Origin of the sequence: Streptomyces sp. NPDC060049 (genome assembly GCF_042736715.1) — a bacterium.
In the GTDB taxonomy this organism is placed as follows: Bacteria; Actinomycetota; Actinomycetes; order Streptomycetales; family Streptomycetaceae; genus Streptomyces.
Genome location: NZ_JBHWVV010000021.1, coordinates 66,601 through 91,116, shown reverse-complemented (window position 1 = coordinate 91,116; position 24,516 = coordinate 66,601). Strand labels below are relative to the sequence as shown.

General features: G+C 71.6%; 23 protein-coding genes and 1 riboswitch. Of the genes, 6 read left to right on the top strand and 17 right to left on the bottom strand.

What is annotated here, in order from left to right:
- Window positions 1–25 precede the first annotated feature (25 nt).
- The 17 genes from ACFWBY_RS31120 to ACFWBY_RS31040 form a co-directional block, all read right to left on the bottom strand.
- Window positions 26–640, bottom strand: a complete 615-nt coding sequence (locus ACFWBY_RS31120; protein ID WP_385335999.1) for an FMN reductase — start codon at window positions 638–640, stop codon at window positions 26–28.
- On the bottom strand, window positions 637–1,722 hold the full coding sequence (locus ACFWBY_RS31115; protein WP_385336001.1) for an LLM class flavin-dependent oxidoreductase: 1,086 nt from the start codon (window positions 1,720–1,722) through the stop codon (window positions 637–639). The genes ACFWBY_RS31120 and ACFWBY_RS31115 overlap by 4 nt, the downstream gene beginning before the upstream one ends.
- Window positions 1,723–1,824: 102 nt before the next feature.
- Entirely contained in the window at window positions 1,825–2,661 is an 837-nt protein-coding gene (locus ACFWBY_RS31110; RefSeq protein ID WP_385336003.1) for an alpha/beta fold hydrolase, read from the bottom strand.
- Window positions 2,662–2,795: 134 nt separating this feature from the next.
- Complete coding sequence (locus tag ACFWBY_RS31105) at window positions 2,796–5,567, bottom strand: ATP-binding protein (protein ID WP_385336005.1); 2,772 nt, start codon at window positions 5,565–5,567, stop codon at window positions 2,796–2,798.
- The gene (locus ACFWBY_RS31100; protein WP_385336007.1) at window positions 5,564–6,451 is read right to left on the bottom strand and encodes a carbohydrate ABC transporter permease; all 888 of its coding nucleotides are present in this window, start codon (window positions 6,449–6,451) and stop codon (window positions 5,564–5,566) included. The genes ACFWBY_RS31105 and ACFWBY_RS31100 overlap by 4 nt, the downstream gene beginning before the upstream one ends.
- A complete protein-coding gene (locus ACFWBY_RS31095) occupies window positions 6,448–7,413 on the bottom strand; it encodes a carbohydrate ABC transporter permease (protein WP_385336009.1) in 966 nt (321 codons plus the stop codon). The genes ACFWBY_RS31100 and ACFWBY_RS31095 overlap by 4 nt, the downstream gene beginning before the upstream one ends.
- Complete coding sequence (locus ACFWBY_RS31090) at window positions 7,413–8,744, bottom strand: ABC transporter substrate-binding protein (protein ID WP_385336011.1); 1,332 nt, start codon at window positions 8,742–8,744, stop codon at window positions 7,413–7,415. The genes ACFWBY_RS31095 and ACFWBY_RS31090 overlap by 1 nt, the downstream gene beginning before the upstream one ends.
- A gap of 68 nt (window positions 8,745–8,812) precedes the next feature.
- Complete coding sequence (locus ACFWBY_RS31085) at window positions 8,813–9,571, bottom strand: alpha/beta fold hydrolase (protein WP_385336013.1); 759 nt, start codon at window positions 9,569–9,571, stop codon at window positions 8,813–8,815.
- A gap of 83 nt (window positions 9,572–9,654) precedes the next feature.
- Complete coding sequence (locus tag ACFWBY_RS31080) at window positions 9,655–9,969, bottom strand: GNAT family N-acetyltransferase (RefSeq protein WP_385336015.1); 315 nt, start codon at window positions 9,967–9,969, stop codon at window positions 9,655–9,657.
- Between the two features lie 45 nt (window positions 9,970–10,014).
- Window positions 10,015–10,752, bottom strand: a complete 738-nt coding sequence (locus tag ACFWBY_RS31075) for a GPR1/FUN34/YaaH family transporter (RefSeq protein ID WP_385336017.1) — start codon at window positions 10,750–10,752, stop codon at window positions 10,015–10,017.
- A 16-nt stretch (window positions 10,753–10,768) separates the two neighbouring features.
- The gene (locus tag ACFWBY_RS31070) at window positions 10,769–12,655 is read right to left on the bottom strand and encodes an amidohydrolase (RefSeq protein WP_385336019.1); all 1,887 of its coding nucleotides are present in this window, start codon (window positions 12,653–12,655) and stop codon (window positions 10,769–10,771) included.
- Window positions 12,652–13,605 carry an alpha/beta hydrolase gene (locus ACFWBY_RS31065; protein WP_385336021.1) on the bottom strand — a complete coding sequence of 318 codons (954 nt, stop codon included), beginning with the start codon at window positions 13,603–13,605 and terminating at the stop codon, window positions 12,652–12,654. The genes ACFWBY_RS31070 and ACFWBY_RS31065 overlap by 4 nt, the downstream gene beginning before the upstream one ends.
- 47 nt (window positions 13,606–13,652) lie before the next feature.
- On the bottom strand, window positions 13,653–14,492 hold the full coding sequence (locus tag ACFWBY_RS31060; RefSeq protein ID WP_385336023.1) for an alpha/beta fold hydrolase: 840 nt from the start codon (window positions 14,490–14,492) through the stop codon (window positions 13,653–13,655).
- 119 nt (window positions 14,493–14,611) lie between these two features.
- Window positions 14,612–16,036, bottom strand: coding sequence for a dihydrolipoyl dehydrogenase family protein (locus ACFWBY_RS31055; RefSeq protein WP_385336025.1), 1,425 nt, complete (start codon window positions 16,034–16,036; stop codon window positions 14,612–14,614).
- Window positions 16,036–16,614, bottom strand: a complete 579-nt coding sequence (locus ACFWBY_RS31050) for a Dps family protein (protein ID WP_385336027.1) — start codon at window positions 16,612–16,614, stop codon at window positions 16,036–16,038. The genes ACFWBY_RS31055 and ACFWBY_RS31050 overlap by 1 nt, the downstream gene beginning before the upstream one ends.
- Window positions 16,615–16,709: 95 nt before the next feature.
- Complete coding sequence (locus ACFWBY_RS31045; RefSeq protein ID WP_385336029.1) at window positions 16,710–17,216, bottom strand: DoxX family protein; 507 nt, start codon at window positions 17,214–17,216, stop codon at window positions 16,710–16,712.
- Window positions 17,217–17,221: 5 nt separating this feature from the next.
- Entirely contained in the window at window positions 17,222–17,884 is a 663-nt protein-coding gene (locus ACFWBY_RS31040) for a hydrolase (protein WP_385336031.1), read from the bottom strand.
- A gap of 400 nt (window positions 17,885–18,284) precedes the next feature.
- Window positions 18,285–18,470, top strand: a riboswitch (cobalamin riboswitch).
- 227 nt (window positions 18,471–18,697) lie between these two features.
- Between ACFWBY_RS31040 and ACFWBY_RS31035 the strand changes: the two genes are divergently transcribed.
- From ACFWBY_RS31035 to ACFWBY_RS31010, 6 genes are all read left to right on the top strand, one after another.
- On the top strand, window positions 18,698–19,771 hold the full coding sequence (locus ACFWBY_RS31035) for an ABC transporter substrate-binding protein (RefSeq protein WP_385336033.1): 1,074 nt from the start codon (window positions 18,698–18,700) through the stop codon (window positions 19,769–19,771).
- 162 nt (window positions 19,772–19,933) lie between these two features.
- A complete protein-coding gene (locus ACFWBY_RS31030; RefSeq protein ID WP_385336035.1) occupies window positions 19,934–21,055 on the top strand; it encodes a FecCD family ABC transporter permease in 1,122 nt (373 codons plus the stop codon).
- A complete protein-coding gene (locus ACFWBY_RS31025; RefSeq protein ID WP_385336037.1) occupies window positions 21,052–22,155 on the top strand; it encodes an ABC transporter ATP-binding protein in 1,104 nt (367 codons plus the stop codon). Before ACFWBY_RS31030 ends, ACFWBY_RS31025 begins: the two co-directional genes overlap by 4 nt.
- 98 nt (window positions 22,156–22,253) lie before the next feature.
- Window positions 22,254–22,874, top strand: a complete 621-nt coding sequence (locus ACFWBY_RS31020) for a (2Fe-2S)-binding protein (RefSeq protein WP_385336039.1) — start codon at window positions 22,254–22,256, stop codon at window positions 22,872–22,874.
- On the top strand, window positions 22,871–23,431 hold the full coding sequence (locus ACFWBY_RS31015; protein WP_385336041.1) for a hypothetical protein: 561 nt from the start codon (window positions 22,871–22,873) through the stop codon (window positions 23,429–23,431). The genes ACFWBY_RS31020 and ACFWBY_RS31015 overlap by 4 nt, the downstream gene beginning before the upstream one ends.
- A gap of 476 nt (window positions 23,432–23,907) precedes the next feature.
- Window positions 23,908–24,474, top strand: a complete 567-nt coding sequence (locus ACFWBY_RS31010) for a hypothetical protein (RefSeq protein ID WP_385336043.1) — start codon at window positions 23,908–23,910, stop codon at window positions 24,472–24,474.
- Window positions 24,475–24,516 lie beyond the last annotated feature (42 nt).

Sequence of the window (24,516 nt, the reverse complement as noted above, 5' to 3'; positions counted from 1 at the left end):
GCCGTCGCCCGGCCCAGGTGCCCGCTCAGTCGAAGCGCAGGTCGGCGAGTTGCCGTTCGAGGACGGTGACGTCGTCCTCGGGCTCTTCACCGATCGGGCGCGCCGCCATGAGCACGGCGAGCTCGACGCCCGCCCGGCGGACGCGGCCGGGCAGGCCGTCGGTGTACTCGTCTCCCCCCGAGCCCCAGTCCTCGGAGGCCGCGAACACGGCGGTGGGGACGACGACGGCGCGGAGATGGGCGAAGAGCGGGCGCACGGCGTGCTCAAGGACCAGGGAGTGGCGGGCCGTACCGCCCGTCGCCGCGATCAGGACCGGCTTCCCGGAGAGGGCGTCCGGATCGATCACGTCGAAGAAGGACTTGAAGAGGCCGCTGTAGGAAGCCGCGAACACGGGAGTCACCACCACCAGGCCGTCAGCCGCCGTCACCGCGTCGATCGCGGCGCTCAGTCGCGGCGGCGGAAAGCCGGTCACGAGGTGGTTGGCGATGTCGCCGGCCAGTTCCCGCAGCTCCACGACCTCGGTCGACGGCGCCTGCCCCCGGGCGGCGAGTTCGTCGCGGGCCGCCTCGGCCAGCCGATCCGCGAGCAGGCGGGTGGAGGAGGGGGTGCTCAGGCCCGCGGAGACGACGATCAGCTTCATGCGGCGGACACCTCCCGGACGGCTCGAAGGGACGCGTGCGTGGGGGCCTCCGGCACGTCGGCCGGACGTCCCTTGGTGAATTCCCTCCGCAGCACGGGCACGACCTCTTCGCCGAGGATGTCGAGCTGTTCAAGGACGGTCTTCAGGGGCAGGCCCGCGTGGTCCATCAGGAACAGCTGGCGCTGGTAGTCGCCGACGGCCTCCCGGAACGACAGGGTCCGCTCGATGACCTGCTGGGGAGAGCCCACCGTCAGCGGGGTCTGCTCGGTGAAGTCCTCGAGCGACGGGCCGTGGCCGTACACCGGCGCGTTGTCGAAGTAGGGCCGGAACTCCCGTACGGCGTCCTGGGAGTTCTTCCGCATGAAGACCTGTCCGCCCAGGCCGACGACGGCGTCCTCCGGCCGGCCGTGGCCGTGGTGCGCGAACCGGCGCCGGTAGAGCTGCACCATGCGCCTGGTGTGGTCGGCCGGCCAGAAGATGTTGTTGTGGAAGAAGCCGTCGCCGTAGAAGGCGGCCTGCTCCGCGATCTCGGGGGACCTGATGGAGCCGTGCCAGACGAAGGGCGGGACGTCGTCCAGGGGCCGCGGTGTCGAGGTGAAGGCCTGGAGCGGTGTCCGGAACGTCCCCTCCCAGTCCACAACGTCCTCGCGCCACAGCCGGCGCAGCAGCGCGTAGTTCTCCTTGGCGAGTTCGATGCCCTGGCGGATGTCCTGGCCGAACCACGGGTAGACCGGACCGGTGTTGCCGCGCCCCAGCATGAGGTCGACCCGGCCGTCGGCCAGGTGCTGGAGCATCGCGTAGTCCTCGGCGATCTTCACCGGGTCGTTCGTGGTGATCAGCGTCGTGGACGTGGACAGGATCAGCTTCTCGGTGCGGGCGGCGATGTAGCCGAGCAGGGTGGTCGGCGACGACGGTACGAACGGCGGGTTGTGGTGCTCGCCGGTCGCGAAGACGTCCAGGCCGACCTCCTCGGCCTTGAGCGCGATGGCGACCATCGCCTTGATGCGCTCGCGTTCGGTCGGAGTGCGACCGTCGGTGGGGTCGGGGGTCACGTCCCCGACGGTGAAGATGCCGAACTGCATGGGGTGTCTGCTCTCCTGAGCTCGTCCGGTTCCCGCGCCGGGGAACCGGGGGCCGGGGTGACGTCGGGGACCGGCGTCACCCGGCGGGTCAACGGTGCGGCGTCACTTCGCCAGGAAGGCGAGGAGGGCGGTGTTGACCTCCTCGGCGTGGGTCCACAGCAGACCGTGCGGGGCGCCCTCGATCTCGACGTAGTCGGCCGACGGGAGCGCCTTGTGGAACGGGCGCGCCGTGCCCTCGGCCGGCAGGATGCGGTCGGCGGTGCCGTGCAGGATCAGGGCCGGCACGTCGACGGCGGGGATGTCGGCACGGAAGTCGGTGTACCAGGTCGCCGGCGCGGCGGACGCGGCGAAGGAGCCGCCGCGGGCCGCGGTGTTCCAGCTGTTGCGGACGGCCTCCTCGCTGATGCGGGTGCCCAGGTTCTCGTCGAGGTTGTAGAAGTCGTTGAAGAAGGCCGTGTAGTAGGCGTAGCGGTCGGCCTCGACGGCGGCGACGACACCGTCGAAGAACTCCTTCGGGGCGACGCCGTCCGGGTTGTCGTCGCTCTTGAGCAGGCAGGGCTCGAGCGAGGCCAGGAAGGCGACCTTGGCGACCCGGCCGGAGCCGTACGCGGACACGTAGCGGGCGACCTCGCCGGTGCCCATGGAGAAACCGACCAGGACGGCGTCCTTCAGGTCGAGGGTCTCCATCACGGTGTTCAGGTCGGCCGCGAAGGTGTCGTAGTCGTAGCCGACGGTCGGCTGCGAGGACCGCCCGAAACCGCGGCGGTCGTACGTGATCACGCGGTAGCCGGCGTCGAGCAGCGCGGCGCTCTGGCGCTCCCAGGAGTGGCCGTCGAGCGGGAAGCCGTGGATGAGGACGACGGGCTGCCCGGCACCCTGGTCCTCGAAGTACAGCTCGATGGGGTTGGTGTTCTCCTGGCCCACGGTGATGTACGGCATGGGGATGCGTCCTCGATTCGGGTCGGCTGGTCCGCGCGTCGAAGCGGCGCGGTATGCCCGTCACGCTAGGACCGGTCCTGCACCTCCTGTTGCCGTACCGCGCACCACACCTTGCACGGAGGCGCAGAGGTCACTCAGCCGCCGGTGGCTGTCCCGGCGTCGCCCTCCGCAAGCACGATCCGGGCCAGGTGGACCCTCGAGCGCACCGAGAGCTTGCGGAAGATCGACGCCAGATGGGTGTTGACCGTGTGCGGGGAGACGACGAGGGCCTGTGCGGCCGACCGGTTGGTGTGGCCCGCGGCGATCAGCCGGGCCACCTTGCGTTCCGAGGTCGTGAGCGCGTCCCAGCCCTGGCCGGGGCGCGGCCGGAGGCCTCCGGTGCGGCGCCGGCCGGAGCTGCTGGTGGCCCGTTCCAGATCGGCCCGGACCCGGTCGGCCTCGGCGTCGGCCCCCGCCTGGGCGTAGATGTCGTGGGCCCTGTTCAGGGCGGGTGTCGCGGCGGGGTCGCCTGCTGTGAGGAGCGCGCGCCCGAGGTCGGCGGATGCGGCGGCGAGGGGCAGCGGCCGGGGGCCGGTGAGGAGGATGCGGACCGACCGCTCCAGGAGTCCCTGGTCGGCGTTCGCCAGGGCGGACGCGTGGGCGGCCGCCCCCTGGGCGGTCGGCACGCCGGGGTTGCGGGTGGCGTGTTCGACAGCCTGGGCGGCGAGGTCCTCGGCCAGGTTCCGGTCCCCGCCGCGCAGGGCGATCCGCACGGCCGGGACGACATGGGGGCGCAGGAGCCGCCATCGGAGGAAGGGATGGTCACGCTGCACGGATCGGACCAGTTCGGCCGCTGCCGCGTGGTCGCCGTCGGCGTCGGCGACGACGGCCTCGAAGTACTGGTGCGTGGCGTGGTTGCCCGTGTTCGGCCGCTCGGCCACGGTCGCCCGTACGACGTCCAGGTGTTCCCGCGCGGCTTCGCGGTCGCCGCGCAGCATCGCGAGGAGGCCGCGGTTGACGCGGATGTTGACCAGGTTGGCGGGCACGTGGAGGTCCGCTTCGAGCCGCTCGGCGGTGACGAGGTCGGCGTCCGCGTCGTCGAGCCGGCCGAGCCCCATGTTCAGGGTTCCCTGGGCCCAGATCAGCATGGCGGGGCGCAGGGGAGCGTCGCCCGCCGTCCGGAGCAGTCGCCGGACGGTGTCGAAGTCGTCCATGTGGATCCGGGCGACGGCCTCCTCGGGCAGGAAGGCCGTGTCGAACACGCTCAGCGCCGTGTGGTGTTCGACGGCGGCGGCGCAGTCGCCCGCGTTGAGGGCGATCTCGCCGAGGCCCCACAGCGCGAGGACACGGGCCTCCCGGTCACCGGACCGCTCCGCCTCGGCGAGCGCCCTTTCGCCGGTCTCGCGAGCGGCCCCGAGGTCGCGCCCGCGGGACCGGGCGAGGGCCTGCCGGGCGGTGAGCCGGGCGCGGATCGTCGGGTCGGTGACGGCTGCCAGTGCTGCCGTCGAGCGGCGGGTCAGCTCGTGGACGTCGTCGAGGTGCCACAGCGTGTCGCCGAGTACGGACTGCAGACGGGCGAAGACGTCCAGGGGCGGCTGCCGGGCGAGCAGCGTGTCGCCGGTATCCCGTGCCTGGGTGTACCGGCCCGCGCGGGTCAGCGCGACGATGGCCCGTTCTCCCACGTCGAACACCATGGACGTATGGGGCGGTACGAGTTCCAGGGCGCGTACGGCCAGGTCGGCGGCGAGGCCGGGCATCACGGCGATCACGTCCGTGGCGGCCGTGCCGAGCAGCCCGATCGCCTCCTGGTCGCCGGGTTCGGCGCTCTTCAGCAGATGCGGGACCGCGTCGGTGGAGCTCCGGCCCGCCGCGACGAGGCGGCTCGCGGCCTCCCGGTGCAGCGCCCGGCGTACGGAGGGGGCGAGATCGGCGTACACCGCCTGGCGGAGCAGGTCGTGGCGGAACAGGAGGCGTTCGCCGTCGTCGTGGAGGAGGGCGGCGGCGATCGCCTCGTCCACTTCGGCGCTGAGCCCGGAGGCGGGCCGGCCGCACAGGGCGGCGGCGTCCGCGAGCGAGAACGCGCGGCCGAGGACCGAGCCGATCCGCAGGAAGTGGAGGGTGTCCGGACGGAGGTCGGCCAGCCGGTCGCGTACACCGAGGACCAGCCGCTCCGGCGGCTCCGGCGCATCCGCGCCCGACGCCGCGATCCCCGTGAGCATCTCGGCGGCGAGGAAGGGGTTGCCTCCCGCCCCGTCGAGGAGTTCCGCGACCTTCGTCGGCACGTCCCCGCCGAGGACGTCCCGTCCCAGCTCGGCCAGGGCCGTGTCGGACAGCGGCCGGAGGGGGAGGGTCGTCGTCCGCGGCCCCTGCCCGTACAGTTCCGGGTCGTTCCTGCCCGTGAGCAGCCAGAGGACCGGGGAGCTGAGCAGCCGTGCCGGCATGACACTCAGGGCGAACCGGCTCAGCGGGTCGGCCCATTGGACGTCGTCGACCGCGATCAGTACCGGCGTGCCCGCCGAGCGTTCCTCGATCAGCTGGGCCAGTCGTTCGACGAGCCAGATGCGCTGGTCGTGATGGCCCGCGAGGTCTGCGAAGTCCGTGCCGGACAGCAGCGGCGGGTCACCGTGCAGGAGGCCGGAGGCCAGTGAGGCGAGCGGTGCCAGCTCGTGCAGTTCCTCGGCGCGTCCATGGCCGACGAAGAACCCGTGAGCCCGCGCGATCGAGACGGTCTCCTGCAACAGTACGGTCTTCCCGATCCCGGGCTCGCCCAGGAGCAGCGCGATCGCTCCTCCCTCGCCGTCGCGCACCGCCTCGACCAGGGCGCGCAGCCGCGCCAGCTCGGCTTCGCGGCCCCGCAGCCCGGGCCGGCTCAGCCCCGCGCTCCCGGGCACCGCCGTGCCTTCTCCCTCGGGCCGCCCGGGGCTCATCCCTTGACCGATCCGGCGAGCAGTCCCCGCGCGAAGTGCCGCCGGAGGGAGAAGAAGACGAGCAGCGGGACGAACGCCGCCACGAAGGCTCCTGCGGTGAGCCGCTGCCACTCGTTGCCGTACGTCCCGGCCAGGCTCGCCAGTCTGACCGTCATCGGCGCGGTGTCGGCCGTTCCGCCCAGCAGGGTCAGTGCCACGAGGAGGTCGTTCCACACCCAGATGAACTGGATGATGGCGAAGGAGACCAGGGCCGGGCGGGCCAGGGGCAGCACGATCCGGAGCAGCAGCGTCCCGTGCGACGCGCCGTCGACACGGGCGGCCTCGATCAGGTCCCGGGGCAGCCCTGCCAGGAAGTTGTGCAGGAGGAACACCGCGAACGGCAGCGCGAAGACCGTGTGGGCGAACCAGACCTGGCCGAACCGCGCGGGACCGGTGAGGTTCCACGCGGGCAGGAACAGCCAGCCCTGGGAAAACAGCTTCAGGAGGGGGACGAGCGCCATCTGGAGCGGCACGACCTGGAGCGCGAAGATGCCGACGACCAGCGCGTCCCGCCCCCTGAAGTCGATCCACGCCAGGGCGTACGCCGCGAAGAACGCCAGCACGAGCGGGAACAGCACCGAGGGAAGGGTGATGACGACGGAGTTGACGAAGTGCTCCGCGAGCCGCCCCGACCCGTTCCCGCCGTCTGACAGCACCTCGCCGTAGTTGTCGAGTGTGAGGTTCGGAGCACCGAACACGGTCCACCAGCCCGTCGTCTTGATCTCCTCCTCGGGACGGAACGAGGAGAGCAGCAGACCGAGGGTGGGTGTCGTCCAGAGGACCGCGATCACCACGGCGATCGACGTGAAGGCGCGGGAGGCCAGACGCTCCCGTACGCCGTTCACGCTGTCCTCCGCTGCGCCCGGACCTGGTGGGCGACGAAGGGGGTGACGAGGACGAAGAGGAGCACGGCGAGCGCCGCACCGCGGCCCGTCTCGCCGTAGCGGAAGGCCTGGCCGTACATCTCGTGGGCGATGACGCCCGTGTCGAACTGTCCGCCGGTCATGGTCTTGACGATGTCGAAGGCCTTGAAGGTGCCGACCGCCTGGGCGAGGACCACGACGAGCAGCGTGGGCCTGATCGACGGCATGGTGATCCGCCAGAAGATCTGCCGGGGGGACGCGCCGTCGAGTCGGGCCGCCTCGGTCAGCTCTCCGGGAACGGCCCTGATCGCGCCGGCCAGCAGGACGGCCGCGAAGCCCGCCTGTGTCCACACCATCACCACGATGAGGAACAGGACGTTCCAGGGAGAGTCCACGAGCCATTGCCTCGGTTCGCCGCCGAACGCGACGACGAGCTGGTTCAGCAGCCCGATCTGCCCGGCCTCCGCGGGACGGTAGGCGTAGACGAACTTCCAGACGACACCCGCGCCGACGAAGGAGATCGCCATCGGCATCAGGACGAGGGACAGCGCGAACGCTCTGAACCGCGACCGCACGACGGCCGCCGCGTAGAGCAGACCGACCGGGGCTGCCAGCAACGGCACGAGCACCACCCACGCCAGGGTGTTGCGCAGCGCCACCAGCGCCCGGGGGTCGGTGACCATCCACACGTAGTTGTCGAAGCCGGCCCACGCGTCTCCCCCGCTGTCGGTGAACGACAGGACCAGGGTGCGCAGACCGGGCAGGAGAAGACCGACAGTGAGCAGCAGCAGCGCGGGGGCCAGCAGGATCAGGGCCGCGGCCCTCCTCCGTACCGGCCCCCGGTGCAGCGCCAGCAGGATCAGGGCGACCACCGCCGCGAAGGCGGCGACGCCCTGGAGCAGGTACAGCAGCTTGGGCTGCTGGGCGACGGCGTCGAACGACATCAGTGGCTCGGCCAGGACCGTTCGATGGAGTCGGCGACCTGCCGGGTGCTCGCGCCGCCGATCCAGTCGACGGCTCCCTTCCAGAACGTCCCGGCGCCGACCGACGCGGGCATCAGGTCAGAACCGTCGAACCTGAACTGGGTCCTGGGGTCCTGGAGCAGCTGGATCGAGAGCCTGTCGACCGGGGTCGCGGCGTTCGCCGGATCCACGCCCCTGTTCGCCGAGACGAACGGGCCCCTCCTCATACGCGCGTTCGCGAAGTCCGCGGAGGTCAGGTACTCCTGGAACGCCCGCACTTCGGGGCGGTCGGCGAACGCCGCGGTGAACACCCCACCGCCCAGTACGGGGCGCCCGGCCGGGTCGGCTCCCGGCAGGAGGAAGGCGTAGACGTCCTTGTCCGGTCCGATCTCGGTGCCCTTCGGCCACATGCCGGCATAGAACGAGGCCTGGCGGTGCATCGCACAGTCGCCGGAGAGAATCGGTGTGCCGGCCTCCTGGAAGGAGATCGACGCCATCGAACGGGCCGGACCGAAACCGCCGTTGGCGTACCGGTCGTTCTTGAGGATGGACCCCACGGTGTCCATGGCCTTGATCACCCGCGGATCGTTGAACGGGATCTCGTGGGCGACCCACTGGTCGTAGACGTCCGTGCCCTGCTGACGCAGCAGGACGTCCTCGATCCAGTCCGTCACGGGCCAGCCGGTCGCCTCGGCGGACTCGATGCCCGCGCACCACGGCTTGACGCCCGACGCCGCGGCCTTCTCCGTCACGGCCATCAGCTCGGACCACGTGCGGGGAACGCTCAGTCCCGTGTCGCGGAAGAACTTCGGCGAGTACCAGACGAACGACTTCACGTTCGCGACCAGCGGCGTGCCGTAGAGGGTGCCGTTCACGGTCGCGTAGCCGTTCCAGTCAGCCGACCAGCCCTGCTTCGCGAGGGCCACGACCCCGGCGCTCGCGGGCTTGAGCTTCCCCGCCCGCGCAAAGCGTTCCAGGAGCCCGGGCTGAGGGAAGAACGCCACATCCGGTGCACTCCCGCCGTCGACCCGGAGCTGGATCTGGGCCTCGAACTCCCCGTCCCCCTCGTACTGAACGTGGATTCCCGTGCAGTCCGCGAAGTCCGCCCAGGTCTCTTCGAACAGGTCGGCCTCCCGGTCCCGGTTCTCCGCGTAGACGGTGACCTCGGTGCCGGGGTGCTTGCCGTACCTGGCGTACGGCCCACAGTCCACGGCGGTGTGCGACTGCGAACCACTGTCCTGCGAAACACCGCAGGCGGTGGCAAGGGCGGCGAGGGCGATGACGGCGAGCGCGAGCCTCGCGCCGAACCTCATGGGTGTATCTCCTCCGATCGCCCGCCGAAGGTCCTCGGGGGCGATCAGAAGCTACCAGCGCTCGAACATTATCGACTAATCGTTCGATCCTGAACGATTGGGTCAGGGGCGGTGGACCGGGCCGCGTCCTGGATCAGCTCCGCCACGGCCTTGGGCTGGGCAAGCATGACCAGATGGGAGGAGTCGACCTCGACGGTGGTCATGCCGGCGCGCTCATACCCGTAGCGCTCCACATCGGGGTTGATCGTGCGGTCGCAGGAGGCGACCAGGCCCCACGAGGGCTTGGTCTTCCACGCCGCGACAGGCGCCGCCTCCGAGAAGGCACGTGCGGCCAGGGGGCGCTGGGAGACGGCGAGCACCGCGGCGAGGTCAGGGTCGACGTCCGCCGCGAAGAGGGCGGGGAACTTCTCGATCTCCACCGAGACGTCGGTGCCGGTCTCGGTGGAGCCGGCCACCGGGAACGGGGTGTAGACGAGCGCGTCGGCGAGACCGGAGTCGGGGAAGCGGCCCTGCAACTCGCCCAGGCTCTCGCCCTCCTCCAGCGCGTATCCCGCGAGGTACACCAGTGCGCGGACGTTGTCCTCCGTGCCGGCGAGGGTGATGACGGCACCGCCGTAGGAATGCCCGACCAGGATCACGGGGCCTTCGACGGCGCGGATCACCGAGGCGATGTACGCGGCGTCGTCGACGAGGCTGCGGTTGGGCACGGCCGGGGCCACCACTTCCATTCCGGCGGCGGCCAGTTCGGGGATGACGCGGGCGAAGCTGGAGGCGTCGGCGAAGGCGCCGTGGACCAGGACGACGGTGGGGCGGGCGTGTCGGGGCATGGGGGAACTCCTCGGTGCGTGACTGGGGATGGGACTGGGGATGCGGGAGACGAGAGGCGGATGTGTGGTGTTCGTGTGGTGCTTCACAGGCCGAAGCGGGCGCGCCTCGCCTCGGGCACCAGGTCGGTGTACTCGGGGTGCTTGCCGATCCAGCCCCGGATGAAGGGGCAGTACGGCAGGACGCGCAGCCCTCGGGCCCGGGCGTCGTCGAGGACCCCGCGGGCGAGCAGCCCGCCCAGGCCCCGGCCGGCGAACCGGCTGTCGATCTCGGTGTGGATGAAGGCGATCTCGCCCTCCGAGAGGTGGTACTCGGCGAAGCCGGCGGTCTCGGTGCCGTCGTCGCCGGCGAGGATCTCATACCGGGACTTCTCGGGCCGGTCCGTCACCTGCGGTTCCATGGGTGCTCCTGTGCGCTCGTCGTGTGACGGGGTGGGTGGGTGCGGTCAGAGCGTGCGGCGTACGCCTGCCTGGCGTTCCAGGTTGCGGAGTTGGACGGACAGGTCGCCTTCCACGGCGAGGTGGGCGGGGCCGCTGCGGCCGATGGGCAGGACCTGCTCGCTGCGCATGTCCTCGAGCATCAGGGCGAACGCCGTGTACATCGCGACGAGCGCCACCACGAGGCCGAGCGCGCCGGACGTGCGCGTCAGCCATTCGGCGCCGGTGATGCCCGCGAAGCCGGTGGCCGCCCAGCGGGGCAGGGAGACCGCGAGGACGAGCCACAGCGCGCGCTTGGGCCGGGTCACGGCGGTCATCAGGGCCCCGAAGCAGAGGAGCGCCAGGTTGAACACGCCGAGGACCTGAAGGCCGTCGGCCGCGCCGCTGAGCATGATGAGCGAGTAGGGCAGCCAGCTGCCGGCGAACACCGCCATCAGCGTCGCCGCGATCACGTCACGGGCGCCGAAGGCCAGGAAGCTCACCAGGAGTTGCAGGGCGAAGGCCGGCAGTACGGTGAAGGCGACGGCGCTGCGGGCCGTCTCGTCGAAGATCCCGAGCTGCAGGCAGCCCGTCATCACGGAGGCGATGGCTATCGTGAAGAAGCCGAGTGGCATGGGTGAGGCGATGGGGCGCAGGTTGATCCGTGTCATCGACCGGAGGTCCGGCTCGAAACGGCGTCCCGGGGGAACGTCCGGCAGGGTTGCCGGCGTGTCGCCGCCGTCGGCGGCGGGGGAGGCTGCGGACATCGGGTGGATCTCTCTTTCAGTGATCGAAGCAGGGATCGACGAAGGACGGCGTCGTGTCGGGAACGGAGCCGCGTGCGACGCGCCAGCGGCGGTGCTGCTCGGACTCGGCGACGGCCTCGGCCACGGCCGATGCCTGGCGGGCACCGCTCTGGTACCCGCCGAAGTGAGCCACCGGGCTCCACTCGGGGGTCACCGGCGGGATGGTCTCGTCGAGCCCCTCGTACTCGGCGGTCGCGTAGACGATCCGGCCGCCGACGACAGTGAGGACGGACTCGATGTCGGGAATGACGTCCTCGGGCACGGTGAGGAAGTCGTCGGAGAGGATCGCGAGGTCGCCGTAAGTCCCCTCTCGCAGGGTCCCCTTGACGTCCTGCTCGCCGGTGAGCTCCGCTCCGCCCCGGGTGTAGAGGCCGAGGGCGGTCTCCCGGTCGATCAGGTTCCCGGCCGGGTAGAGGGCCGTGCCTCCGACGGTGCGCCCGGTGACCAGCCAGTGGAGGGCGACCCACGGGTTGTACGAGGAGACGCGGGTGGCGTCGGTTCCTGCGGCGACGGTCAGGCCTCGGTCGAGCATGGCCCGGACCGGCGGGGTGCGGGCGGCGGCCTCGGCGCCGTAGCGATCGAGGAACGCGGCGCCCTGGAAGGACATCCGGTTCTGGACCGAGACGGCGCCGCCGAGGGCGGCGATCCGGTCGAGGCTGTCGGCCGAGACCGTCTCCGCGTGGTCGAAGAGCCAGCGGTTGCCGCCGGGGAAGAGCCCTTCGGCCGCGAGCTTCTCGAAGACGGCCAGGTCGCGGCGGATCGTCTCGTCGTAGGTCGCGTGGAGCCGGAAGCCCCAGCCGTTCTCAAGGAGAAGCCGGACGGCGCTCTCGAATTCGGTCTCGTACCCTGCGGCAAGCTCGGGCCGGGGCTCGGAGAAGTTCTCGAAGTCGGCGGCGGCCCAGGTCAGGTTCTCTCCCGCGCCGTTGAGGCGGAGCCACTCGTCCCCCTCCCCGGGCTTGACCGTCTCGGTCCAGCGCTTCAGGTCGGCGAGCTCCTGCCCGGCCGTCTGCGGGAAGAGGTGGTAGGCGATCCGGAGGGTCAGCTCTCCCGACCGGGCGAGGTCGACGACCGTCGCGTAGTTGTCGGGGAAGTTCTGGAACCCGCCGGCGGCGTCGACCGCGGACGTCAGTCCGAAGCGGTTCAGCTCGCGCAGGAAGTGGCGCGTCGACGTCCGCTTGTCTGCCTCGTCGAGGGCCGGCGCCTTGGCCAGGGTCGAGTACAGGATGAGGGCGCTCGGCGCCGCGAGGAGCACGCCGTTGGGTTCGCCGTCCCGGCCGCGGACGATCTGGCCGCCGCGGGGATCCGGGGTGTCGCGGGTGAATCCGGCTGCCTGCACCGCGGCGCGGTTCATCAGCGCCGACTGGTACAGGTGCAGGACGAAGACCGGGGTGTCGGGGGCGGCGGCGTTCAGCTCCGCGACGGTCGGCATCCTGCGCTCGGCGAACTGTTCGGCGGTCCAGCCGCCCACCACCCGGATCCACTGCCCCTTCGGGGTGCGGCCGGCCTGCTCGCGCAGCATCGCGAGGGCGTGTCGCAGGCTTCGTACGCCGTCCCAGCGCAGCTCCAGGACGTAGTTCAGGCCGCCCCGGATGACATGCAGGTGCGAGTCGTTGAGGCCGGGGATCACCCGGCGGCCGAGGGCGTCGACGACCCTCGTTCCCGGCCCGACGAGGTGGGCGAGGTCGTGGTCGTCGCCGAGGGCCGCGACCCGGCCGTCCCGGAGGGCGACGGCACGGACCTCGGGGCGGTCGGGGTCACCGGTGAACACCTTGGCGTTGCGGACGAGGAGGTCGGCGTGCCCGTGTTCCCGACGCGGGGCGGGGACGAGGCCCGCCACCGGCATGCTCGTCGACGGCCCGGTCATGCGAGGGCCTTGCGCAGGGTGTCGGTGGCGAGGCCGATGGCGAGTTCCGCGGCCTGCGTCTCGCGCAGTGCGTTCAGCATCACGAAGTCGTGGATGACACCCTGGACGCGCAGGGCGGTGACGGGGACGCCGGCGGCACGGAGCTTCGCCGCGTACGCCTCGCCCTCGTCGCGCAGGACATCAACCTCGGCGGTGATGACCAGGGCCGGCGGCAGGCCGCTGAGCTGCTCGGTGGAGGCGCGCAGCGGGGAGGCGGTGATCTGGGCCCGCTCGGCCTCGGCGGTCGTGTACTGGTCCCAGAACCACTTCATGGCGTCGCGGCGCAGGAAATAGCCCTCGCCGAACCGGTGGTACGAGTCGGTGTCGAAGCTCGCGTCCGTGACCGGGTAGAAGAGGACCTGCTGGACGAGCGTGACGTCGCCGCGCTGCTTGGCCATGAGGGTGAGGGCGGCGCTCATGTTGCCGCCCACAGAGTCGCCCGCGACGGCGATCCGCGTGCCGTCGAGGTCCTTGTGGTGGCCCTCGCGGGCGACCCACTGGGCGACGCTGTAGTTCTGCTCGATCGCGACGGGGTAGCGCGCCTCGGGCGAGAGGTCGTACTCGGGGAACACCACGGCCGCCCCGGTGCCGACGGCGAGTTCGCGGACGAGCCGGTCGTGGGTGTGGGCGTCGCCGAAGACCCAGCCCGCGCCGTGGATGTAGAGGATGACGGGAAGCGGGCCGGTGGCGCCGCGGGGGCGGACGATCCGGGCGCGGACGTCGCCGGTCGGGCCGCCGTGGACGGTGATCCACTCTTCGTCGACCTCGGGCAGGGGGACGCCCTCACCGCTCTGGACACCGGCCACGGCCTTACGGCCTTCGGCGACGGGGATCTGGTAAAGGTACGGCGGCTGGGCGGTGGCGTCGGCGAAGGCCTGGGCGGCGGGTTCGAGGATCGGACGGTTCTTCATGAGGGGTTCTCCTTCTGGGGATGTACGAGAGGGCGCAGGTCGGGGGCTCAGCGGGTCGCCCGTACGGCGTCGAGGATCACGTCGACGACCACGGCCGGACGGGAGACGGCCACGGCGTGCGACGCGTCCACTTCGGTGATGTGCGAGCCGGCGCGCCGGGCCATCCACCGTTCGGCGGCCGGCGGGATGTTCTTGTCGGCGGTGACGATCAGCGCCCAGGAAGGGATCGTCTTCCAGGCCGCTTCCCCGGCCTTCTCCTCCAGCGCGGCGGTGGCGACCGGGCGCTGGGTCACGGCCATGACAGCCGCGTCGGCGGCGGGGACGTCGGCGGCGAACTGCCGGTGGAACTTGGCCCGTTCGATGACGAGTTCGGTGCCGGTGCCACCTCCGGGCAGCGGGTACGACCGCGGGTTCACGGTGTCGCCGAGGGTGGAGCCGGGGAACATGGCGGCGAGCTCGGCCGCGCTCTCGCCCTTGTCCGGGGTGAACGCGGCGATGTAGACGAGGGCCTTCACACGGAGGTCCCCCAGCGCGGCGCCACTGATGACGGCGCCGCCGTAGGAGTGGCCGACGAGGACGACGGGTCCCTCGACGGCGGCCAGCACGCTGCGCAGGTAGGCGGTGTCCGCGGCGAGACCGCGCAGCGGGTTGGCGGGGGCCAGGACGGGGTAGCCGGCGCGCTGCAGCCGCCTGATCGTGCCGCTCCAGCTGGAGGCGTCGGCGAACGCCCCGTGGACCAGGACGATCGTGGGCTTGGGACCGTGCCGGTCGGCGCCGGCGGCGGCCGGGACGCTCGCGGGTGCGGCAGGTGCGGCGGGTGCGGCGCCCATCACGGCGGCCAGCATGGCCGGCAGAGCGAGGGCGAGGGTGCGCCTCTTGGGATGCATGGGGGGTTCCTTGTCGGGTGGTGAAGCATTCGGGTGCGCTCGGGCGGGCGGGTGGGGGTGCGCCGGGCGGGCGGGGGGGTGCACCGATTGGGCCGAGCGCGGTCGGGCGGGGCCTCGCCTCAGAGGCCGTACGCCTCCAGGAGCCGTAGCCAGATCTCGCTGACCGTCGGGAAGGCGGGCACGGCGTGCCACAGGCGTTCGAGCGGGACTTCTCCCACGATGGCGACCGTTGCCGTGTGGATGAGTTCGGTCGCCAGGGGGCCGGTGAGCGTGCAGCCGACGATGACTCCTCGGGTCTCGTCGACGACGAGCTTGGCGAGGCCGCGGTAGTCGTCCGCGTGGAGCGCGGCACCGGCGACGTCGTCGATCCGGTACTCCACCGCGCGTACGGCGATCCCCGCTTCGCGTGCCGCGCGTTCGGTGAGACCGACGCTCGCGATCTCGGGGTGGGTGAAGACGGCCTGGGGGACGGCCAAGCGGTCGGCTTCCGCACTCCAGGGCTGCCCGCCTCCGGTGTCGGTGGGGCGGCCCGCGGCTCGCTCGGCGATCGCCGCCGCGCAGGCGCGGGCCTGGTACTTGGCCATGTGGGTCAGCGGCGCACGGTGGTTCACGTCGCCGACGGCGTAGAGCCAGTCGCCTGCGTGCTCGGTGACGCGGCAGGTGTCGTCGGCCGGGAGCCAGCCGCCGGCCGGCAGTCCGACGGCCTCCAGGCCGAGGTCAGCCGTGCGCGGGCGCCGGCCGACGGCGACCAGGACCTCGTCGCAGACGAGGGCGGTGCCGTCGTCCGTGTCCACGGTCACCGTGCGGGTGTCCTCGTCACGGGCGAGCCGGACGGCCGACACCCCGAAGCGGATCGTGACGCCCAGATCGCCCAGACCCCGGGCGACCTCTGCGCCGACGCACGGCTCCCAGCCGGTCAGCAGGGCCTGGTCGCGGACCAGCAGGGTGACGGAGGAGCCGAGCGTGCGCCAGGCGGTGGCCATCTCGCAAGCCACCACTCCCCCGCCGATGACGACGAGCCGCTCGGGCACCGCGTCGGCCGTGGTGGCCTGCCGGCTGGTCCACGCACCGATCCGGTCGAGCCCCTCGACTGGCGGAAGGGCGGGTTCCGTGCCGGTGCACACCACGACCGCGCGCCGGGCCCGCAGGGTACGGACCGTGCCGTCGGCCCCCGTCACCTCCACCCGGCGCTCACCGGCGAGCCGTCCGTGCCCCCGTACGAGCGCGATGCCCGCACCGTCGAGCCAGTCGGCCTGGCCGGTGTCGTCACCGCGCCCGGTGAAACGGTCACGGCGGGCCAGGACGCGCGCCGGGTCGAGTGCCGCCGTGACCGTCTGCCGGGCCCCCTCGACCGAGCGGGCCTCCGCCCGGGCGGCGCCTGGTCGCAGCAGGGCCTTGCTCGGCACGCAGGCACGGTAGGAGCACTCGCCGCCGACCGCCCCGGCCTCGACGACGACGACGGTCAGCCCCGACCTGACGGTCCGGTCTGCGACGACCTCGCCGGCCGGACCGCCGCCGACCACGACGACGTCGTACGTGTGCATCAGCCGCGCACCAGAGGGGTGTCCACGAGGTGCTCGGCCAGGAACCACACCTGCGCCTCACCGGTTCGAATGACATCGGAGACGAGCAGGTCGGCGCTGCCCTCGTCGCCCTCCCCGGAGAGCCGCGCGGCGGCGTCCCGGGCGTCGATCAGGATCCGCTCGTGCGCGTCGAGGAGCCGCGACAGCATGACGGGCACCGGCTCGACGCCGTCCGGCGGCCGGGGGATCGACGTCAGCTCCGCGACGTGACGCGGGTCTCCGACGGCAACGCCGCCGAGGCTCTGGATCCGCTCGGCCAGCGCGTCCACGATGGCCAGTTGAACCTCCGCGTGCTTGTCCAGCATCAGGTGGAGCGAGTAGAAGGTCGCCCCGCGCATGAGCCAGTGGTGCTTCTTGTAGAGGGAGTAGAGGATCTGCGTGTCAGCGAGAACGCGGTTCAGCCGCTGGCAGGCGTACATGCGGGTGTCGTGGCCGAGGCCGATCGGCAACTGCTTGAGCGTGCCGAACGCCTGGGTCTCGGCGCCCTTCTGGTGCAGCAGCGGCTGGCCGCCGCCGTGCGGGGTCGTGAGGGTGTCCATCGAGTGCTCCTGTTCGGGAGAGAAGGTGGGAAGGGCCCGGCCGCCCGGTCGGGGGGGGTACGCGGGCGGCCGGACCCGGCCTGCGCGGCTCGCGCTCAGCGCTCGGCGATCGCCGGGGCGGCGGTCCGGTGCAGGACGAGCCGGGTGAGGAGTCCGCTGCCGAGACCGGCCACGAGCGCGAGGGCGGCCCACCACAGCGGGTACGGCGTGAGGCCGAGGGCCGCGTCGAGGGACCAGGCGCCGGGGCCGGTGGCGGCGAGGGCGGCGGCGGTCCCGATGAGGACGAGCGGGTACTCGTACCCGTCGTTCTGCACCCAGAGCCCGTGGCGGCGCTTCACGGTGAGCGCGACCGTCATGACCCCGATGGCGCCGGTCGCGGCGAGCGGGGTCAGGAGGCCGACCGCGAGCAGCAGGCCCGATCCGATCTGACCACCGCCCGCCGCCAGGGCGGTGAGGGCACCGCCGCGGAAGCCGTCGGCGCGGAACTCCTCCGTACCGCCCTCCAGTCCCTTGCCGCCCAGGTGCGAGCTGATCTTCTGCACACCGTGGCCGGCGACGAGCAGTCCCACCAGCAGACGCAGGATCAGAATGCCGGTGTCCACAGGGGTCAGCCGGCCGCGTGCGCGCCGATGACGCTCTGCGCGTACACGACGCCCAGGCCGTACGCACCCCCGTGAGCCTTGACGATCTCCATGACCGCGCCGTACGTCTCCTGACGCGCCCAGTCGCGCTGCAGCTCCAGGAGGACCTGGACCCAGGTCACCGGGACGGCGCCGGCGGCGATCATCCGCTGCAGCGCGTGCTCGTGGGCGGCCGGGCTGACGCCACCGGAGGCGTCGGTCACGACGTACACCTCGTAACCCTGCTCAAGCGCCGAGAGCGCGGGCAGCACCAGGCAGACCTCGGTCCACAGACCCGACAGGATGATCTTCTTGCGCCCGGTCGCCTTGACCGCCGCCACGAGCGCTTCGTCTTCCCACGCGTTCATGGTGGTGCGGTCGATGATCTCGTTCTTGGGGAACACCTCGGCAAGCTGCGGCAGCAGGGGCCCGGAGAACGACTCGGCGGCCACCGTGGTCAGAACGGTCGGAACGTCGAAAGCCTGAGCCGCCTTGGCGAGACCCACGGTGCTGTTGATGATCGCGGCACGGTCGCCGCTGCCGGTGCCGAAGAACATCTGCGGCTGGTGGTCCACGAAGACCATGACCGCGTTGTCGGGCGTGAGCAGGTCCCCGCTCGGGGCGGCCTGCACCTTGGTGATGTCGAACATGAGGGGTCCTCTCGAAGCAATCGGTAACGTGCCCCCCGCGTCCGCGGCTCGGCACTTCTTCAAGCTACGAGCCACCCGACCGACCGCGTTGACCTCCGGCGCCCAGGGGTTGGCACGACGGCGCACAACCGGTCAAGGACGAGATCCGCGCAGTGTCACGGGAGCGAACGCGCAAGGTCGCGACGCAGGCACACTCGCCCCGAGACCCTCCGAAACGGCGCGTCACCACACCCGACCCAACGAAGGGCCGCCTCACCAGCGGAAAAGGTCAGCGCGTTGAGGGCGACGACTCTCCTCGTCGAGGCCCAGGTCGCGCCGGCATTTCGGAATGCAGCCGACTCTCGTCGAAACGCACCCTGTTGTGGTTCGTCGCACAGTTGTGGGACTGGCGTCGACGTATCGGCTTCTGGGATGCTTCGGTCCGTCAAGCGACGGCGGAACGAGGAAGCCGGTGAGATTCCGGCACGGTACCGCCACTGTGTAGGGGGAGTGACTCCGCCATGGCCACCGCCCGTAAAGGGACGGGAAGGCCGGAGAAGCGTTGATCCCGAGTCAGGAGACTCACGCCGTCGCACCTCGATGTACGGGGCGGATTTCCCCAGGAGAGGCGGTGGCACTCGTGTGCCTGCGTACTTGTGTGAGCTTTGCGCTGTCGGCTGCCCATGGGAGCCGACCGGACCGGCCTGATTCCCGGTCCCGCTCCGTCGGACTCTGAAGAGCCTTCTCCCGCCACGGAGTTCCCCTCCCGTACAGCCGCATCACGCGCGCCGGTTCCCGGTGCGCGTTTCTCTACGCATGTCACCAGGAGTCACCTTGTCCGTACGACCAGCCATGCCCAGCCGCCGTCCGGCCGCCGCGGCCGCGTTCCTCGCCCTCGCGCTCGCACTCACCGCGTGCGGTGACGGCGGCGCGGACCGGCCCGCCGACTCCAAGGCCGCGGCGGCGGGTGACGGCTGCATCACCGATTTCGACCCGGGCAAGGACTACTTCCCGGCCAAGTCGGCGGTGAAGCACGCCGAGAACTTCACTCTCCGGTACGAGAAGAGCTACCAGGTCCTCACCGTCAACGAGCCGTACCCCAAGGGCAAGCCCGAGTCGTACGTGCTGGTCAAGTGCGGTGCCCCCAAGCCGAAGCTGACCGGCGACCTCGCGGGTGCCCCGCAGATCACCACCCCCGTCAAAAGCCTGCACTCCGCCTCGACCACACACCTGCCGCTGCTGACCGAGACCGGCACCCTGGACGTGCTGACCGGTGTGGCAAACGCCTCCAACATCAGCTCGGCCGAGGTGATCGAACGGGTGAAGGCGGGCGAGGTCATCGAGTACGCCAAGGACCGCACCCTCAACGCCGAGACGGTCATCGGCGCCAAGCCTGACGTGCTGATGACCCAGGGCACCGACGATCCCCAGTACCCCAAGCTGCGCCAGGCCGGCATCGCCGTCGTCGCCAACGCCGAGTGGCTGGAATCGAGCCCGCTCGGCCGCGCCGAGTGGGTCAAGGCGATGGCTGCGCTCACCGGGGCGGAGAAGCGCGCGGGCGAGGTCTTCGACACCATCGAGGGCGACTACCAGAAGGTCGCCGCCAAGGCCGCCGAGACGGTCAAGGCGGGCAAGCCCGTCCAGGTGCTGCCCGGCACCATGTACCAGGGCACCTGGAACATGGCCCCCGGCGGTAGTTACGCCGGCAAGCTGATCAAGGATGCCGGCGGCACCTACCCGTGGGCGGACGAGCCCGGCACCGGCAATCTCCAGCTGAACTTCGAGGCCGTGTACGCCAAGGACGGCGAGGCACCCGTTTGGCTGGTCGGCCAGCAGTGGAAGACCACCGCCGACGCGGTGAAGGCCGACAGCCGGTACGGCGAGCTGAAAGGCCGTCACCGCCGGTGAGGTCTGGACGAACACCAAGGCCCTGGGCCCCGGCGGCGGCAACGACTACTTCGAACGCGGTGTGCTGCGCCCGGACCTGGTCCTCGCCGACCTCTTCGCCCTGCTCCACCCCGACCGGGCCGAGGGCCACGCCTTCACCTTCTACACCAAGGTCCCCAAGGCGTGACGACCCGGACGATCGTCACCGCGGCCGCCACGCCGGCCCGCGCCCCGGACGAGACTCCGGACGCGCCGCAGCCCGGACGGCGCAGACGCCTCGCAGTCGTCGGCGCGCTCGCGGCCGGCACAGCCGCGCTGTTCGTGCTCACCATCACGACCGGCTCGCACCAGGTGCCCCTCGCGGAGGTGCTACGCGTCCTGTTCGGCGGTACCAGTGCCGACCCGAGGTGGGCCGTGATCGTCGAGGAGGTCCGGTTGCCGCGCGCGCTGACCGCCACTGTCGTCGGAGCCGCCCTCGCCGTGGCCGGCGTACAGATGCAGACGCTGTTCCGCAACGCGCTGGCCGACCCGTTCTCCCTCGGAGTGAGTTCGGGCGCCAGCATGGGCGTCGCCGCGGTCGTGGTCGGTACCGGCGGGGTGGCCGGCAGCTTCACCGGGAACCTGGCCGGGCTGGGACGCCTGGGCGTGGTGCTGGCCGCGTCCCTCGGCGCCGGCTGCGTGCTCGCACTCGTACTGCTGCTCTCACGGTGGGTGCGGTCGGCCGTCACCCTGCTCGTCATCGGCGTCATGATCGGCTCGGCAGCCACGGCGGCGGTCAGCGTGATGCTGGTGTACGCCCAACCCGAACGCGCCCAGCAGTTCGTCATGTGGGGTCTGGGCAGTTTCAGCGCCACGACCTGGCCCGACCTCAAGGTGATGCTGCCCGTGATCGGCGGGGGTCTGCTGGCTGCCCTGCTGACCGCCAAGCGCCTGAACGCGCTGCTGCTCGGTGAGGACTACGCCCGCACCATGGGGCTGAACGTACGGCGCAGCCGCGATCTCGCGCTGCTCGGCACCTCCCTGCTGGCGGGCGCGGCGACGGCCTTCTGCGGCCCGGTCGCCTTCCTCGGGCTCGCCGTTCCGCATCTGACGCGGGTGGCCCTCGGGACGTCCGACCACCGCGCGCTGATTCCGGCGTCGATGCTCGCGGGCGCGTTCCTCGCCCTGGCGTGCGCGCTGCTGAGCCAGCCGCCCGGAATGGACTCCGTGCTGCCGCTGAACGCGATCACCTCGCTGTTCGGAGCCCCGGTGGTCATCGCGTTCCTGATCCGCAGCCGCCGCGGCATACAAGGAGTGACCTCGTGACAGGCACAACGGGTCTGCCGGACGCGGTGGAAGCCGCAGCCGCTCCGCCCCCGCGGACCGCTCGCGGGACGACCGACGAAGGCCCTGCGCACGGCCTGGCCACCGAAGGACTCGCCGTCGGTTACCGCACCCGGTCCCTGAGAGGGCGCGGCAGCAGGCGGGCCGTGCTGACGGGGCTCGACCTCGAAGCCCGGGCCGGTGAACTCACCGTACTGCTCGGCCCCAACGGGGCGGGCAAGTCCACCCTGTTGCGCACCTTGTGCGGGCTCCTTCCCCCGCTCTCCGGCCACGTACGTGTGGGCGGCGTCAGCCTCGCGCACGAGTCGCCGGCGGTCCTGGCACGCCGCCTCGCCGTCGTCCTGACCGACCGCGCCGACCCCGGACTGCTGTCGGCGCGGGAACTGGTCGGGCTGGGCCGCCACCCCCACACCGGATTCACCGGCCGCCTCACCACCGTCGACCACGCTGTCGTGCAGTGGTCGCTGGAGGCGGTCGGCGCGGGGCATCTCGCCGACCGGCCGGCCGCCGAGCTGTCCGACGGCGAACGCCAGCGCGTGCTGACCGCCCGGGCCCTCGCCCAGGAGCCCGAGGTCGTCCTGCTCGACGAGCCGACCGCGTTCCTCGATGTGCCCTCGCGCGTGGCCCTGACGGTGCTGCTCCGTGACCTCGCCCGGGACAAGGGCCTGACGGTGGTGGTCAGCACCCATGATCTGGAGCTGGCCCTGCGGGTCGCCGACGCCGTCTGGCTGGTCGACCGCGACTCCCGTGTGCACGCCGGGGCTCCCGAGGACCTGATCCACAGCGGCGCCGTAGCCGGCGCCTTCGACGCCGAACACCTGGCTTTCGACCCGGTCTCGGGCAGCTTCGGTCTGCGCCGGACCACGCGCGCGACCGTGGCCGTGGACGCGCCGCCCGCCCTGTTCCCGTTGCTCGAACGCGCCCTGGCCCGGGAGGGGCTGACCGTCACGCAGAGCGGACGGGGTGACAAGGGGCAGGTGAGCGCCGACGAGGAGGGCGGGCTGACCCTGCGGGGGCCGGACAGACAGGTGGTGCATACCGGCAGTTTCCACGAGCTGGCCCGGACGGTGCGCGCGTGGTGAGTTTGATAACTCCTGAGGTCCTGGCGCGCGTTTGCGCCATCGGACCGTACTTCGCCGTGACCACCGGGTCCCGGCCTGATGCCGGTGGATTCCGGCCGATGGCCGACCTGTACGCGGACCCCGGCGCGCTGGAGAACTCCGTACGCACCGTGGCCGGGCGGCTCGGGACCGATCAGCCGCGGGTGGCCGCCTCCACCCTGCACCTGGGCACCGCCTCCCGGCTCTGGTCGGTCGCCCTCGCCTGCACGGCGCTCACCGGCCGTGTCCCCGACCTGGGGCCCGACCGGCTGTGGTGGCACCCGGCGTCCTCCGGCCCGATCGACCTGTGGCTGCCCGACATACGAGAACTGCCCCAGGACCCGGTCACGGCCCTGCACCACACGGTCGCCACCCAGAACCTGGCGCCCTGGGCCGACGCCGTGCGGCGCGTATCCGGAGTGTCCCCGCACACCTTGCGCGGCAACGCAGCCTCGGCGCTCATCGGAGCGCACCGCGTGCTGCTTGCCCGCCTCCCGCGCTCCCCGCACCGGGCGGTCCCTGTCGTCCCGGTCGTCCGCGAGCTACTGCGCCGCCCGCCGCTGGCCGACGCCGGCGCGTGCGGCTCCAGGCACGACGGAACGATCTCCTTCCGCCGCCGAAGCTGCTGCCTCTACTACCGCGTGCCCGGCGCGGGCACCTGCGGCGATTGCGTCCTCAACCACCAGGAGACCAACCCATGACCACCACCGAACCCGCGGTCGTCGAAACTCCGGGCGGCGGTACCCAGAATGTCTGGACCCTGCCCACCGATGAGGCCACGCTCCTCGACCTGATCACCACCGTCTTCACCGACCACTGGCAGCACATCCACTTCGGGCCCATCATCGAAGGCGCCGCATGGGAGGTCGGCGCCCCCTGCGCGCCAACCGCCATCACCATGAACGACGGCTACACCACCGTCGACTTCGGCGCCTGGCACTTCCACCTGTGCATCGGCGAGCACACCGCCTCCGGCCCCGAACTCGGCCGCATCCGCCGCTGCTCCCGCGCCGAGCTCTACCGCACACTCGGCTCGGACGGCGCGCCCGTCAGCTGGGGGGCGCGCCTGTTCAACGGCCGTGACGAACAGATGATGACCGTCCTGCTGCCCAGCCCCTTCCTCACCGACCGCCAGGAGATCCGCGAGACCCCCGATTTCACCCGCCTCGCCGCTTGGGACGCACTGCGCGCCCGCTTCCTCGACCTCCCGCAGGACCCCCTCGACCGCACCGGCAAGGGCTTCCGGCACAGCGGGTGAGAGGTCGGCCGGTCCGTGCGCCTGGACCTCGCCCGCGGAGAGAAGACGCGCGAGATCCATGGCGTACGCAGAGGTGCTGGTCGGAGTGGGGTGCCGGGGGCTGACGATCTGCCCATATCCCTTGTCTGACGCGGACTGGTCGGCAAAGCTGTTGAACCAGCTCGTCTCGCGGGGGGGGTCTTTGTGATGTCCGTGCCATGGAGTGATGTCAGGCTCGACCGTCCCGACCTGACCGGATGGTCCGCCAGGCGGATCGAGGATCCCCCCGGCTGGTACTTGGAGGGTCCCTGCCCCGTGTGCGGCCACACGGTCCACGAGACCTGGCTCGACGATGTCATCCGCGGCGTGGACGTCACTCGGCTGGAGCCGGACGCCGAGGTGACCTCGGTAGCGGTTCGGTGCCGGTGCACCGACCCAGCTGCCCACGGAGAGAACAGGTTCGGCTGCGGCCGTTCCTGGACGGTGGAAATCCGGCCGTGACCGGCATCTCGGGCGGACCGGCCCCCTCGCCACAGGATCTTGAGGCCGCGGACCGGGTCCGGGCGCTCCAGGCGACAGAACTCCAGCGGGTCCGCGAGCAGGCGGGCAGATGGCGCGACGGGCTGCTCGCCCTGGCCGCTCTGTTCGGGACCGTGGTGGTGCTGAAAGGCCGCGACTCCCTCGACAGCCTGGTCCCCTGGGTCAGGTGGAGCGCTGCCGGAGCGGTCTTCGCCGCCTTGGTCGCCGTGGTCCTTTCGGCCTTCCACGCGATGGTCGCGGCATTCGGGTGGTCCGCGCGGGCGACGCCGGTGGGTGCGTCCGTCGGCCTGCACGAACGGATGCTGCGTGAGGACCGGCTGAACGCCCGGGACGCCATACGCAGGATCAAGATCGCCGGCGTGCTGATGATCACAGCTCTCACGGCAATGGCTCTGGCCACCGGGCTGACCCTGTTCGGTCCGAAAGAAGCAAAGACAGACGGAAAACAGTGCGTAAGTCCCGTCGTGGACCAGAAGGAAGGAGCACACACTGCCTGCTCGTCAAGAAGAGGCACGACGCCCTGACCGGTCCGCCGCATCTCGGAGCGGGTCCTGCTGAACAAGGAG

Coding starts and splice junctions, on each gene's coding strand:
- ACFWBY_RS31020 (WP_385336039.1), top strand. CDS start 22,254: ATGGCCGACCTGTACGCGGACCCCGGCGCGCTGGAGAACTCCGTACGC.
- ACFWBY_RS31065 (WP_385336021.1), bottom strand. CDS start 13,605: ATGAAGAACCGTCCGATCCTCGAACCCGCCGCCCAGGCCTTCGCCGAC.
- ACFWBY_RS31075 (WP_385336017.1), bottom strand. CDS start 10,752: ATGTCCGCAGCCTCCCCCGCCGCCGACGGCGGCGACACGCCGGCAACC.
- ACFWBY_RS31060 (WP_385336023.1), bottom strand. CDS start 14,492: ATGCATCCCAAGAGGCGCACCCTCGCCCTCGCTCTGCCGGCCATGCTG.
- ACFWBY_RS31110 (WP_385336003.1), bottom strand. CDS start 2,661: ATGCCGTACATCACCGTGGGCCAGGAGAACACCAACCCCATCGAGCTG.
- ACFWBY_RS31120 (WP_385335999.1), bottom strand. CDS start 640: ATGAAGCTGATCGTCGTCTCCGCGGGCCTGAGCACCCCCTCCTCCACC.
- ACFWBY_RS31095 (WP_385336009.1), bottom strand. CDS start 7,413: ATGTCGTTCGACGCCGTCGCCCAGCAGCCCAAGCTGCTGTACCTGCTC.
- ACFWBY_RS31015 (WP_385336041.1), top strand. CDS start 22,871: ATGACCACCACCGAACCCGCGGTCGTCGAAACTCCGGGCGGCGGTACC.
- ACFWBY_RS31055 (WP_385336025.1), bottom strand. CDS start 16,036: ATGCACACGTACGACGTCGTCGTGGTCGGCGGCGGTCCGGCCGGCGAG.
- ACFWBY_RS31105 (WP_385336005.1), bottom strand. CDS start 5,567: ATGAGCCCCGGGCGGCCCGAGGGAGAAGGCACGGCGGTGCCCGGGAGC.
- ACFWBY_RS31080 (WP_385336015.1), bottom strand. CDS start 9,969: ATGGAACCGCAGGTGACGGACCGGCCCGAGAAGTCCCGGTATGAGATC.
- ACFWBY_RS31050 (WP_385336027.1), bottom strand. CDS start 16,614: ATGGACACCCTCACGACCCCGCACGGCGGCGGCCAGCCGCTGCTGCAC.
- ACFWBY_RS31040 (WP_385336031.1), bottom strand. CDS start 17,884: ATGTTCGACATCACCAAGGTGCAGGCCGCCCCGAGCGGGGACCTGCTC.
- ACFWBY_RS31085 (WP_385336013.1), bottom strand. CDS start 9,571: ATGCCCCGACACGCCCGCCCCACCGTCGTCCTGGTCCACGGCGCCTTC.
- ACFWBY_RS31070 (WP_385336019.1), bottom strand. CDS start 12,655: ATGACCGGGCCGTCGACGAGCATGCCGGTGGCGGGCCTCGTCCCCGCC.
- ACFWBY_RS31115 (WP_385336001.1), bottom strand. CDS start 1,722: ATGCAGTTCGGCATCTTCACCGTCGGGGACGTGACCCCCGACCCCACC.
- ACFWBY_RS31090 (WP_385336011.1), bottom strand. CDS start 8,744: ATGAGGTTCGGCGCGAGGCTCGCGCTCGCCGTCATCGCCCTCGCCGCC.